10 protein-coding genes are annotated in these 13,367 nt (G+C 65.0%); 5 read left to right on the top strand and 5 right to left on the bottom strand.

The features are described 5' to 3' along the window. The first annotated feature begins 146 nt into the window (after positions 1 to 146). Positions 147 to 2,612, top strand: a complete 2,466-nt coding sequence (locus tag ABC728_RS19470; RefSeq protein WP_416618494.1) for a TonB-dependent receptor — start codon at positions 147 to 149, stop codon at positions 2,610 to 2,612. A 115-nt stretch (positions 2,613 to 2,727) separates the two neighbouring features. Continuing rightward, the gene (locus ABC728_RS19465; RefSeq protein ID WP_416618493.1) at positions 2,728 to 3,903 is read left to right on the top strand and encodes an alpha/beta hydrolase-fold protein; all 1,176 of its coding nucleotides are present in this window, start codon (positions 2,728 to 2,730) and stop codon (positions 3,901 to 3,903) included. Positions 3,904 to 4,185: 282 nt separating this feature from the next. Here the strand turns inward: ABC728_RS19465 and ABC728_RS19460 are convergent, their stop codons facing one another. After that, positions 4,186 to 5,925, bottom strand: coding sequence for a tetratricopeptide repeat protein (locus ABC728_RS19460; RefSeq protein ID WP_416618492.1), 1,740 nt, complete (start codon positions 5,923 to 5,925; stop codon positions 4,186 to 4,188). 400 nt (positions 5,926 to 6,325) lie between these two features. Here ABC728_RS19460 and ABC728_RS19455 point away from each other — a divergent pair, with 400 nt between their 5' ends. After that, entirely contained in the window at positions 6,326 to 6,595 is a 270-nt protein-coding gene (locus ABC728_RS19455; protein WP_416618491.1) for a hypothetical protein, read from the top strand. 216 nt (positions 6,596 to 6,811) lie between these two features. Beyond that, on the top strand, positions 6,812 to 7,285 hold the full coding sequence (locus ABC728_RS19450) for an MmcB family DNA repair protein (RefSeq protein ID WP_416618490.1): 474 nt from the start codon (positions 6,812 to 6,814) through the stop codon (positions 7,283 to 7,285). 7 nt (positions 7,286 to 7,292) lie between these two features. Here the strand turns inward: ABC728_RS19450 and ABC728_RS19445 are convergent, their stop codons facing one another. The 3 genes from ABC728_RS19445 to ABC728_RS19435 form a co-directional block, all read right to left on the bottom strand. Beyond that, entirely contained in the window at positions 7,293 to 8,648 is a 1,356-nt protein-coding gene (locus ABC728_RS19445) for a hypothetical protein (protein ID WP_416618489.1), read from the bottom strand. After that, the gene (locus ABC728_RS19440; protein ID WP_445376464.1) at positions 8,629 to 9,204 is read right to left on the bottom strand and encodes a BON domain-containing protein; all 576 of its coding nucleotides are present in this window, start codon (positions 9,202 to 9,204) and stop codon (positions 8,629 to 8,631) included. Before ABC728_RS19440 ends, ABC728_RS19445 begins: the two co-directional genes overlap by 20 nt. Before the next feature lie 128 nt (positions 9,205 to 9,332). Further along, positions 9,333 to 10,160: an N-acetylmuramoyl-L-alanine amidase family protein gene (locus tag ABC728_RS19435; RefSeq protein WP_416618487.1), complete on the bottom strand. Its 828-nt coding sequence runs from the start codon at positions 10,158 to 10,160 to the stop codon at positions 9,333 to 9,335. Positions 10,161 to 10,490: 330 nt separating this feature from the next. Here ABC728_RS19435 and ABC728_RS19430 point away from each other — a divergent pair, with 330 nt between their 5' ends. Further along, the gene (locus tag ABC728_RS19430) at positions 10,491 to 12,329 is read left to right on the top strand and encodes an ABC transporter ATP-binding protein (protein WP_416618486.1); all 1,839 of its coding nucleotides are present in this window, start codon (positions 10,491 to 10,493) and stop codon (positions 12,327 to 12,329) included. Positions 12,330 to 12,372: 43 nt separating this feature from the next. Here the strand turns inward: ABC728_RS19430 and ABC728_RS19425 are convergent, their stop codons facing one another. Continuing rightward, positions 12,373 to 13,308 (bottom strand): bifunctional riboflavin kinase/FAD synthetase, encoded by a 936-nt coding sequence (locus ABC728_RS19425; protein WP_416618552.1) that lies wholly within the window; start codon positions 13,306 to 13,308, stop codon positions 12,373 to 12,375. Positions 13,309 to 13,367: the final 59 nt, after the last annotated feature.

The following is a 13,367-nucleotide window of genomic DNA, read 5'->3' as shown; positions in this document are numbered from 1 at the left end:
TATGACAACATTGCCATAGGCCGACCAAGGCAGATCGCATGCGACAGGCGTGGGTGCCTCAACAGGTGTCCGCGGTGCGGTTCTGCGCATGGACAATAAAGAACAAAAATCTCGGGACGCATTTCCACATAAAATCTGGGGGACAGATGAGAAAGAGCAGATTCCACATGCTGATCGGCGCCTCGACTTTGGCGCTGGGCATGACGGGGCCGACCATGGCCCAAACGAATACAGTGCCGGATCAAACCGAGCAGACCTACGAACTGACGGAAATCATCGTCACGGCCCGTAAACGAGCCGAAAACATCATGAAGACGCCGGTTTCCGTCACCGCCGTGACGGCAGAGGAGATTGAACAGCGGGGTATCGCGTCGGTCCAGAACCTTTCCGAACAGACACCCGGCTTCAACATCAATAACAACTTCTCCGGCCGTGGCGACCGGTCTTTCCAACAGTTGATCCTGCGTGGCTTCACGCCCGCCACCACCGACAGCACGCCGGTGGCGACCTTCATCGACGGCGTTCCCGTTTCCTCGCCCACCGCGGTGATGAGCGTGTCCAGCCCCGAGCGGATCGAGCTGCTGCGCGGCCCGCAATCAGCCTATTTCGGCCGGAATACCTTCGCCGGCGCGCTGAATGTGGTGAACAAGCAGCCGGGCAATGATTTCAGCGGCAGCGTGACGGGCATGATCGGCACCCACGCGAACCGCCGCATCCAGGGCGAGCTGGAAGGCCCGCTGGTGGAGGACAAGCTGGCCTTCCGCATTGCCGGCGACTACAACACCAAGGACGGCACGTACAAGAATTATGCTGACCGGTCCCAGACGCTGGGAGATCAGTCATCGCGCAACGCCAACCTGTTGCTGGTCGCCACGCCCAGCGACAACCTGACCATCAAGGCCTTCGGCCTGCTGTCCCGTGACAAGGATGGCCCTGCCGCCCTGGGCCTGATCAGTGCCACCGCCGTGACCGACAGCACCGGTCGCGTCGTCGTACCGGGTCAGGCGAATTGTGTCCTGGGGGGCTTCAACCCGTTCATGTGCGGCAAGGTGCCGTCATTGCCCGCCACCACGCCCGCCGGCAATTACGATGTCGACAGCTTCGTGACCAATGCGCTGGCCACGACGACGAACCGTCTGATCGACCCCGATGACAGCGTTGACACTTATGGTCTGGTGCGTGACTACCGGCATGCCCATCTGGTCATCGACTATGAAATCCCCGACAGCAATTTCATGATCAGTTCGCTGACCGGCTATAATCACGAGGAATGGGCCTCGCTGTCCGATATCGGCAATTACGACAGCACCGGCATCCCCAATCCCAACTACACACCGGGCAGCGGCCTGCGCAGCTATTTCAGTTCCGCCTATCTGGTGGAGAATATTTCCAAGGATTTCTCCCAGGAAATCCGCACCAGTTATGATGATGGCGAAGCGCTGCGCTTCGTGGCCGGCCTGTCCTACCTGAGTGCGAATGGCCGCCGCACGGTGGACACGCTGGACAACATGATCCAGACCCAGCAGGTCACACCGTCGGGCAAGACGGAATCCAAGACCTATGGCGGCTTCTTCGGCGTCACCTACGACATCACCGACAAGCTGACCGCCAGCGTCGAGGGCCGCTATCAGATCGACAAGCTGTATGCCTACATCTCGCCGCTGGCCGATGTGGTGGTGACCGACAGCACCTTCGTGCCGGCCGGCACCTATGCCGCCGGATCGAAGCTGGCCGAACAGACATACAAGAATTTCCTGCCCCGCCTGATCGCCCAGTACGAATGGACCGACGACGTGATGACCTATGCGTCGGTGGCCAGGGGCGTGAACCCGGCGTCGCTGAATTCCGGCGTCGTCACCTATACCGGACAGGCGGCAACCATCGCCAAGAGCCTGGGTATCGAACTGTTCGTGAAGCCGGAGAAGGTCACGACCTATGAACTGGGCCTGAAAGGTACCGCGGTCGACAATCGCCTGCGCTACAGCGTTGCCGCCTACTATTCGCAGTGGCGCGACCAGTTGAACCAGTTGCTGCAGACCTATGTCACGGAAACCGGCGGTTTCGGCAGCCTGTTCGGCACCGTCAATAGCGGCAATACGGACATGAAGGGCCTGGAATTCGACAGCAGCTTCCGCCTGACCAGCATGATCACGCTGACGGCGGCCGGTGCGCTGAATGACAGCAAGATCAAGGATTACAGCGCCCCGCTGGTCACTTTCCTGGTCGGCAGCACGGATTTCTCGGGCAATGAGCTGCCGGCCACCTCCAAATACTCGGCCGCCGGCGGCGTGATGTTCAATGGCGATTTCGCCTTCCGGCAGGATGCAAGCTGGTTTGCCCGCATCGACTATAACTACAAGTCCGGCGTCTGGGCGGACGTGGCCAATGTGCTGAAGACCCGTGAGACACACATCTTCAACGCCCGTGCCGGTGCCACCATCGGGGCAGTGTCGTTCGATGTGTTCGCCAACAACCTGTTCGACAGCCGCCGCTATACGACCGTCAATAACAACATCCTGTTCACGCCGGCACCGTCCTTCACCTATTCCACGGTGAATGTCGGCCTGCGCGACGGCCGCACCCTGGGCATCCAGGCCAAGTACAAGTTCTGACCGTGAAACCATGCCCATGGGGACAGCCTTGTCCCCATGGGCATGGTGCCGCCCGGCCCTTGCCCCGCCGGTGGCGCAGCCCCCAGGACAGCGCCAACGCCAATCAGGAGCGACCATGCGCCAGCTTTTCCTTCCCCTTCTTGCCACCCTGCCTCTGCTGCTGGGTGTGCAGGCCGCCGCTGCCGCGGACCTGCCTGCCTGCGAGGAGCGGAGCTTTATGCAGCCCCCCTTGTTCTATCCGTCCGTTGAGCCGCAGCCCGATGGCCGCGTGACCTTCCGGCTGTGTGCCAAGACCGTGCGCGAGGCGCGGGTCATGGCCGGCGAGGTGAACGGCGTGCCCAACGGGCTGGACGGGACACCGCCCGGCCTGCCCATGAGCCTGGACGACAAGGGCTACTGGCAGGCGACGACGACGGCCGCCGTCGACCCCGGCATCTACACCTATGCCTTCCGAGCGGACGGCCTGCGCATCCCCGATCCGCAGGCCAAACGCTTCTCCGAAGGGTTCGGGGGGCCGCAATCCATCTTCGAAATCCGGGGCCCGGCCATCGCCGACCAGTTCTACAATGCCCAGGTGCCGCACGGCCTTGTTTCGATTCTGGAATACCCGTCGGCCAGCCTGGGCATCACGCGCCGCGCCCATGTCTATACCCCACCAGGCTACGAGGCGGGGGGCAAGGAACGGTACCCCGTGCTGTACCTGGTCCATGGGTACAGCGATGCCGACGATGCCTGGGTGCAGAAGGGCAATGCCAACGCCATTCTGGACAATCTGATCGCGGCCGGCAGGATCAAGCCGATGATCGTGGTCATGCCGCACGGCCACACGCCGGAACGCGACGGCGTGGCGGGAATGGAGAATACCGATTTCGGGACCGACCTGCACAAGGACCTGATCCCCTATATCGACAAGCATTTCCGCACCCAGGCCGGTCCCGGAAAACGGGCCATGGCCGGCCTGTCGATGGGCGGCGCGCATACGATCCAGTTCGGCCTGCCCCGCCCCGACCTGTTCGGCGCCATCGGCATCTTCAGCATCGGCCTGTTCGGCGAGCAGGAACAGAAATACCGGGATACTAATGCCGACGCCCTGAAGGCACGGGCCAAGGCCGGGGGCCCCGTCTATCTAGCCGTCGGCAAGGAGGATTTCGTCATCAACATGGTCCCGCCGCTGCGCCGGGTCATGGACGATAGCGGGATCAAATACACCTATGAGGAGACGGACGGCGGCCATACCTGGACCAACTGGCGCGACTATCTCGGAAAGTTCCTGCCGCTGCTGTTCCGCTGATCCGGAGCCGCCGCAATGGCGGGCTCCTGATCCGGTCCCTCCCCCGCCCCATGGCTGGAAAGGCGGGACCGGGTGGCCCCCGTGCCGGGGAGGGAGAGGGGGAGCCCCCTCCCGCGTTGCCAGCACAGCGCCTCTTCCTTTCCGGCGCGGGCCCGCCACAAGCGGGACCCGTGTCACGGATTCCCCCGATGTGACTTGTACCAGCTTGCGATGATTAGAACTCATCGCAAGCTGGTCCGGCGGCGACCGCCGAAACGGTTTTCCAGTCAAAGGAAAACCGCTCTAGGGGCCGGTATTGTCGGCCTTCACGGTATTGACCAGCCCGTTGCGCAGCTTGGACTGGGCGGATCGGCGCAAACCATCGCTATCCGCCTGATGTGCAGCGCGGGTCCATTGGAACCGGGCCTCGTCCAGACGGCCGACGGCCCAATAGGCATCGCCCAGATGGTCGTTGATCTCCGGATCGCCCGGCTCCAGTTCGACCGCCTTTTCCAGCAGTTCGACCGCCTCCTCCACACGGCCCATCCGGAACAAGGCCCAGCCCAGGCTGTCGGTGATGAAGCCGTCCTGTGGGCGAAGGCTCAACGCCTTCTCGATCAGGGCCTTGCCTTCCTCCAGCCGTTCTTCCCGGTCTATGTAGGAATAGCCGAGATAGTTCAGCACGCTGGGCTGGTCCGGGCGCAGTTCCAGCGCATGGCGCAGGCCCTTTTCCGCCGCGGGCCAGTCGCCCTGCGCATCCAGCACCATGGCGCGGGCATAGACCAGCGGCCAATCCGCAGGACCCGGCGTCTTCACGCGCGCCAGCGCCCTGTCATAGGCGGCCAGCGCGGCATCGCCACGCTTGGCGATACGGTGGATGTCGCCCTGCCGCAGCAGGGCGTCGGTACGGTCCGGCCGCTCCGCCGCCAGCCGTTCCAGCAAAGCCACCGCATCCGCCGGCCGGTCCAGTCTGGTCAGGACCTCCGCCTGGCGCATGCGGGCCATCCAGTGGGCGGCGGCCCCCTGCCCGGCCTTGACGGCCTGATATTCCTCAAGCGCCGTTTCCTCCCGGTTGCGGCTGTTCAGCAGATCGCCGACCAGCAGGCGCGCCAACGGTTGCCCGCCATCCAGGTGCAGGGCGACACGGCCATAAAGCAGCGCCATCTCCAGCGCGCCCTCCTGCTGCAATGCGGCGGCCAGACCGAACAGCGCCTCGCTCAGCCCCTGCCGGGCATCGCCGACCAGCCGTGCCGGCGCCTTGATCTCACGCCCCGGCTTTTCCTCCAGCCGGGCCAGCGCATCCTCCACCATCATGGAGCCGGGATTGGCAGCCAGATAGGATTGGTAAAGGGTCCGGGCAGCCTGGATGGCGCCCGCCCGTTCCTGGAAATTGCCGATCAGCAGGGTGACGCGCAGCGCACCGCCATGCTTGGCCGCCTCCGCGTAATGGCGGAACGCTGCCTCATTGTCGCCACGGAGATCCTCTATCAGGGCAAGCTGAAGGGCACGGATGCCATCGAAGCCCTGGTGGCTGGCCAATGGCTCCAGCGCCTTGACGGCATCGTCGAAGCGCTTTCCCTCCACGGCGATCCAGGCCGACAGGAGCGGGCTGATATAGGGCGCCATGCCATCGGCCGGCAACCGGTCCATGTGCGCCTGCGCCTCGTCCGTGCGGCCGTTGCGCAGGGCGTCGGCCACCAGCAGCGCATGGGCGACGAAGCTGCCCTGGCCCGTTTCGGCCAACCGCCGGCCCAACGCCACGGATTCCGTCTGTTTGCCCTCGCCCAGGGAAAGCAGGAAGGTGCGGCGCAGCAGCGACACATTTTCCGGGTCCTGCCGCAGTGCCACGGCAAGGTTGGCCGACGCGACGTCCCAGTCGCCCGCATTCTGCGCGATGCGGCCTGCCAGGTATCGGGCAACGGCGCTGCCGGCCGGGGAACCATCATTCTGTGATTGAGCCAACGCTGGCGAGGCGGCAAGGGCCAGGGCCAGCAACACACCATTCAGGGCCGCCTGACGCGACCGCATCCACCAAGCTACCACGCCGCCATCCTTCCATGCCCGGTCACGGGACAAAGGTAATCATCAACAGCCGCACTATTCAATAGCACGCCGAATCAATACCACCACCGTCGCAAAAGGATGGAATAAGGTCACAGCCCCGGGACTGGAAACCGCAGAAACCCTGGACCCGTCCTGTGATACATCCCAAGCCTGTGCCGGTTGCGCTCCACAGCCTGCGGTGGCGGCACATGCATGCATAATTTGCGGGCCGGCTGCGCAAATCAGCAGCAATCCATTGCCTGATTTTTAACAATTTCAGGCGTAATAAAGGGCCTGCTGACGGCGAAGTCGTCGGCCGCATCGAACCCAGGGACCTTGCATGTATCCCGCAGTGGCGACCGGAGCCCTTAATCCGGCCGACGGCATGGTGGCTGCCGTGATGCCCACCACAACGTATGACCCGTCCAGCATCGCCACACTGCCCCCGGCCAATGATGCCGCGTTCGACAGTGTGGAGGTATTGACCGACCAGATACTGACCGCCGTGGCCCGCAGCCAAAAGCTGGGACATCGTGGCACGCGCATCACCCTCACCCGTCCGACAGAGACGGTGGAAGGTGTGCGCAACCGGCTTCTGATGGCCGGTTTGGCGCCTGTTGTCCGCGCCTCTTCGGTGGGCGGGCAGTCGGTGCTCAGCCTGCGCTGCTGATCGGCAACCGGACCAGCCGCCGCGAAACCAGTGACCGGCCCCGACAGGGCTTGCCGGCGCGGATGGATTTGTTCATGATACGTACCCATGAACAACACATTCGCCCCATGCTGTATCGGGGATGGCCCTGCCGATGAACCTGCGGATGTTCCCGCCGGCCAAGCCGTGATAGCACGGCCACCTGCGCCAGTGCCGGACGGCGCGGCACCAGATGGCATGGGTGGGCCTGCCCTCCTGCCCGGCGTGGCCTTGCCGCGTCCCGCGTCCGACCCTGCCGCCGCCATCACGCGCGGCGTGCGGCGCATGCTGGCCGAGCGCGGCATCCGCGGGCTTGTCGAATTCCCCCTGGCCAATGGCCGACGCGCCGACATCCTGGCCCTGGCCGATGACGGCGAGGTGTCCATCGTGGAAGTGAAAAGCAGCGTCGTGGATTTCAGGACCGACCAGAAATGGCCGGAATACCTTGAATTCTGCGACCGCTTCTATTTCGCGGTCGATCCGCACTTCCCGCAGGAGCTGATTCCGGCCGGCTGCGGCCTGATCGTGGCCGATGCCTTCGGGGCGGAGGTGCTGCGCCCGGCGCCCCTGGCCCGGCTGGCCGGTGCGCGGCGCAAGGCCCTGACATTGCGCGTCGCCCAGGTCGCGATGGCCCGCCTGCACAGGGTGGAGGATCCGGGCCTGGGCTGGTGAGGCGCGCCTATTCCAGCATGGGCAGCCCGGTCTCGATCTGAACCAGGGCCGCCAGCAGGGGCACCGCCATGTCGCGCCGCTGGCCCGTTCCCCGTTCCGCCTCCGACAGGGCCGACTGAAACGTGCCGCGCCAGCGATTGTCCTGAAACAGCAGCTTGTCGGCACGCGCGCGCTGGACCAGGGCCATGGGCGTGCGCGTGTCGGTGACGGTCTTGTCCAGCCGCGCGGATAACAGGTCGGCCTGCGACCGGTCCCTGGCCCGCAGCGCGCCGCCGATCAGTTGCACATAGGTTTCCGCCCGTAGATCGGTGTCCTGAAGCTGGTCTGCATAGGTCAGGGTCAGCACCTTCTCGCCCCGTTGTTCCAGCTTGCCCAGCACGACGGGGATGGTCCAGGGGCTTTCATCCTGCACGGTGCGCAGCAGTCCCAGCGCCAGATTGGTGTCGCCCAGGTCGCCCGCAGCCACAGCCAGTTCCGGCGGACAGCAATTGCCGCGCTGTTCCTTGAAGCGGCTGAACTGCTCCTCCACGGTGTTCAGGAACAGGGTCCGGGCCCGCGCTTCCAGCCCGACATGCAGCAGCGATTGCGCCACCAGGCCCAGTTCCCACGCGCAGCCCTGGGTACGGGCGAATTCCGTCACTTCCTCGGCAATCTGGACCGCCCGCGGCATGTCCCCCTGCCAGACCAGCGCCTCCACAATGTCCGCCAGGTTATAGACACGGGTCGAACAATCATTGAACTGGCGTGTGACGGCCAGCGCCCGATCCACCTCGCCCGTCAGGGCCAGGGTGCGGCTGACGAAAAGATCCTGGCTGATATCGCTCTTGGCACTGCCCGTGCGGACCGCCTGCAGAAAGGGCGCCACGATGGGGCGCACCCGTTCCTTGCTGCCGATATGGTAATGGGCGACGGCGAGTGACAGCCAGTCCCAGCGCGGGGCCACGATCGGCTGTTCAAGCGGCGTCACCAGCGCCTCGATCCGATGCAGCAGGCAGGCATTGGATTTCGGGTCGACGCAGGCCAGCCCCCGCAACCTGTTCTTGAACTCTACATAATCGAAATCGCCGATGAACTGGTTGGTCATCAGTTGCACGGCGAGCGTGCTTTCCGGCAGGCGCGCGATGATATCGGACAGCAGCGTGTCGGCCTGCTGGAGAAGACGGGCCTGCTCCGCCTCGTCATAGGCCTGGTCGGCCTGGCGGATGGCCTGCATCGCCTCCACGAACTGGCGGTTGGCCTGCGCATTCTGATCGACCGATTGCGCCCAGGCGGTGGCCGGCACCAGTAACAGCATGACGGACAATGCCGCCGTCAGGCAGAAACCGGCCCAACTCAAACCGGTTTCAGTATGGGACTTGGACATGACTGACCACCTGCCGGACCCGCGCGATGTTCCGCGCATGGTTGCGTACCCGCTCCAATTCCACCGAGGATCGTCCCCGACCCATCAGGTAGATCGTCTGGTTCACGGTTTCAATCGTATAGTTGCGCGAACTGATCTCCGCGTCGGTCATCAGCCTGGTGCGCAACTGTGCCGTGATCCAGGCGTCGGTGGCCTTGTCGGACAGGCTGCTTTCATCGCCGATGCCGATCTCATTGATCACTTCGGCCACGCCATCCACCTGCCAGGCAAGACGCACGGCCAGCAAACGCTCGTCGGCATTGGCCGCGCGGCCGGTCAGTAGCGCCCGGCCGTCGCGCACCTCCACCCGGACGCGCGAATCCAGATCGTCGGCCGAATCCCACAGCTTCTCGATGGCGGCCTTCAGATCCCGGTCACTCACCTTGCGGGGAGCCGCATCGGCGGCCGGCGGCGCGTCGCCGGCACCGGCGCTGCCGCCGGTTGTGGCGCATCCCGCGGTCAGCGCCAGCGCCGCGGCCATCAGAATCCCCACGCCCTTGGGCGCCATAAGGCGCATGTTCCCCATCGCTCATGCCTCCCGCGGCCGTTCCTGCTCTATCGGAAGGCCCGAATTTAAAGACGAAATGTGGTAAGAACCGGGCCGGGGAATGCTGTTCTGTCCCGGCGGGGTCCGTCTTGCGCGCCTCAGGCGAAGGGAGCGGCACCCATTACCGCTGAAAGTTCACGGGCCAGGATGCCGGCGATGCGCCGTCGGGCCGCCGCGTCGCGCAGCAGCGCCTCGTCCTGCGGATTGGAGAGGAAGCCGGTCTCGATCAGCAGCGAGGGGATATCGGGCGCCTTCAGCACGGCGAAATTCGCCGATCGCATCGGGTTTTCCAGCAGCCGGACATCCTTCCCCGCCCCCTGGATGATCGATTGTTTGGCGTGCAGCGCCGCCGTCACCGTATGGCGGGCCGCCAGATCAACCAGGATGGCGGCCACATTCTCGTCCAGACCGGAGACATCCACGCCCAGCCCGCCGCCGGCGATATTCTCCTGCCGGGCGATGGCGGCTGCGAAATCATCGCTCGCCTTTTCCGACAACGTATAGGCGGACAGGCCACGCGCGCCCTTGTTCGGGGCACTGTCGGCGTGGACGGAGATGAAAAGGTCGGCGCGGGCCTTCTGCGCGATGCGCACCCGTTCCTTCAGGTCGATGAAACTGTCGCCGTCGCGCGTCAGTTCCACCTGCCACCCCGTGGTCCGCGAGGCGATGCGGGCCATTTCCTTGGCAATGTCCAGGACGACGTTCTTCTCATAGGTGCCGCGGGCGCCGATGGCGCCGGGATCGCGGCCGCCATGGCCGGGATCGATCATGACAAGGCGCGGCGGGCGCGGCTTGCGGCCCGGCGGCTTGGGCTTGCCCCCGTCCTGTGCCTGGGCCATGGCGGGGGCATGCAAAAGGGTGACCGAGGCCATCGGGGCAAGAACGGGCACACCCAAGGCGAAACGGATCAGATCCCTGCGATTCATCGACCAAGACCACCTATCGGGTCCGGGTAGCGGACCCCTTTAGTCAATCTCGTCATGTTTGGCCCGGCCTGCACCGCTATGCAACAGAAACCTGCATCCTTGTTGCGCGGATGCGGCATAGGACCGCTGCATCCTCTTCCGCCCAGGCCATGGCCGGCATATGCCCAAGCGGATTTGATGGATGGAACAAGATTTTTCACCGTTGACAGAATTCTAACCATCCTACATCACTTCCGACATCGGATGTATTGTGCGGCGCAGGTTGGAAACAGGCGCCGGAGATCGGGGTGGAAGATGTTTGCCGCCATGTTGCGCGCGGGGATGCGCGCGGTGCGTATCGATGACCTGAACCGTCAGAACCGGGATTTCGCCTGGGAGGATGCGGAGCCGGCCAGGCCGCTGCCGGCCAGGCCTTTCCCCTTCATCTGGGGTCTGGTGCGGGAAAAATTCGCCGGCCGCATGACGCTGCTGCTGCTGGCCGTCGTGATCGGCCAGGGGATCGAGGCGTTCGAGCCCTATGCCCTGAAGGCCGTCGTGGACGCGCTGACGGGGGAAACGGGCGGGGGGGACACCCAGATCCACGGGCTGGGCGTGTTCGGCTGGTTTGTGCTGCTGCTGGCCATCTGGCTGGGCAGCATGGGCATGTACCGTGTCCACCAGATCATCGATGTCTATACATCCCCGTCCATCCGGGCGCTGGCGCAAAAACGCATGTTCTCCTGGCTTCTGGGGCACAGCCCCCGTTATTTCCAGGACAATTTCGCCGGCAAGCTGGGGCAGAAGATCAAGCAGGGCGCCAACGCGGTGCTGGGCGTGATCGAGATTCTGACATGGGACGTGGTGCGCGTCCTGGTGCTGCTGGCTGTGGCGCTGGTATTGCTGTGGACGGCCTCGCCGCTGTTCTCGGCCGTGCTGGCCGTCTGGATGGTGGTCTATGTGGCCATGTCGGCCTGGCTGGCCCGCCATTGTTTCACCCTGTCGGAGAAGATGAGCGATGCGGTGTCCAGCTCGTCCGGCCGGATCATCGATGCCATCACCAATGCCGACCTGATCCGGGGGTTCGCCCGGACGGCGTTCGAACGCCGTTTCCTTGGCCATTACCTGAATGACGAGCGGTTCCACTCGCGCCGGCTGCGCTGGTTCCTGGTGGCCGTCCGGGTATTCCAGATGCTGTCGATCATCGCCCTGCTGGGTGTTCTGGTATGGGTGGCCATCGCCCGCACCCTGGCCGGCGGCATGAGCGTGGGTGAGTTCACCCTGGTCTTCACGCTGGCCTTCCAGATTTCCAACACGGTCTGGCACCTGTCCGATCGCCTGCTCTCCTTCTTCGAGGAACTGGGAACGCTGTCGGAAGCGCTGGACCTGGTGTCGGCCCCGCACGAGATCACGGACACGACGGGCGCCCCGGCCCTGCGCGTGCAGGCAGGCGGGATCGAACTGCGGGAGGTGCATTTCAGCTTCGCCGACGGCACGCGGGTGTTCAACGGGCTGAACCTGACCATCCGGCCGGGCGAGAAGGTCGGGCTGGTGGGCCGGTCGGGCGCCGGAAAAAGCACGCTGGTCAAGCTGCTGCGCCGGCAGTACGACCCGCAATATGGCCGCGTGCTGATCGATGGGCAGGATATCGCCCATGTGACGCTGGAAAGCCTGAACCAGGCCATCGCGGAGGTGCCGCAGCAGCCCGGCGTCTTTCACCGCACCGTGGGAGAGAACATCGCCTATGGCCGGCCGGATGCGGGGCTGGAGGAGGTCCGGGCGGCAGCCAGACAGGCCCATGCCGACGAGTTCATCATGAAGCGTCCCACGGGCTATGACACGGTCGTGGGCGAACAGGGAGTGAAGCTGTCGGGCGGGGAGCGCCAGCGCGTCGCCATCGCCCGCGCCCTTTTGAAGGACAGCCGCATCCTGATCCTGGACGAGGCGACCAGCGCGCTGGACAGCGAGTCCGAGCATCTGATCCAGGAGGCGTTGTGGAACCTGATGGAGGGACGCACGGTGCTGGCCATCGCCCATCGCCTGTCCACCATCACAGGCATGGACCGCATCCTCTATCTGGAAGGCGGCAAGGTGGTGGAGGAAGGGTCCCACAGCGAGTTGCTGGCCATGGGCGGCCGCTATGCCCAGCTCTGGCACCGGCAATCCGGCGGGTTCCTGGCCGCGGCGGAGTGATCCGGCATCAAGGCCGGGCCGGGCTGGCCGTCATCGCCGCCGGTCAGCCCAGCAGCGCCCGCGCCCTGTCGCTGTCGGCGGTGATCTGGTCCTTCAGGGCCTGGAAACTGTCGAACTTCATTTCCGGCCGGATGAAATGGCGCAGGCGCACCCGCAGATGGCGGCCGTAAAGGTCGCCATTGAAATCGAACAGGTGCGCCTCAAGCCGTTCGGTCATGCCGCCCACCGTGGGGCGCCGGCCGATATTGGCGACACCCTTGTGCCAGACGGTGGCCGACCCCTCGTCGATACCGGCCAGGATGGCATAGACGCCCAGGCGCGGCCGCAGATAAGCGCCCAGTTCGACGTTGGCCGTGGGGAAACCGATGGTGCGGCCCCGCTTGTCGCCATGCTCGACCCTGCCCTCGATCTCCCAGTCATGGCCAAGGATGGCGGTCGCCGCCGCCACCTCCCCCGCTTCCAGGTGCCGGCGCACGCGGGTGGAGGAATAGACGGTGGCATCGGGTGCCGCCACAGGCCGCACTTCCGTCACCGCGAAGCCGTGCCGCGCACCGGCATCGCGCAGGAAACCCATATCGCCGCCGCGCCGGTGGCCGAAGACGAAATCATAGCCGGCGACGACATGGCGGGCCGCCAGCCCGTCCACCAGCACCTTCTGCACGAAATCATCCGCGGTCAGTCGGGAAAAGGCCTCGTCGAAATGCACATCGAACAGTGCATCGACCCCCAGCGCCTCGATCAGGCGCGCCTTGATGCGCCAGGGGGTCAGGCGGAAGGGGGGATCGTCGGGGCGGAACAGGCTTCTGGGGTGCGGCTCGAAGGTCAGCACGGCCGACGGCACCCCCAATTGCCGGGCGGCATCCTGCGCGGTCTGGATCACGGCGCGGTGGCCCAGATGCACGCCGTCAAAATTGCCCAGCGCCACGGCGCAGCCGCGGACGGCGGCCGGAAGATCGGTAGTGTGGCGGAAGATCAGCATGGCGCCGCGCGGGTCGTTACAGGTTCCGCCATGCATATAGTCGGGAAGCGCGGCAGCGG

It is taken from the genome of Niveispirillum fermenti, from assembly GCF_052474395.1.
Note: the sequence above shows the minus strand (reverse complement) of the source record. Positions and strands in the feature narration are given on the sequence as shown.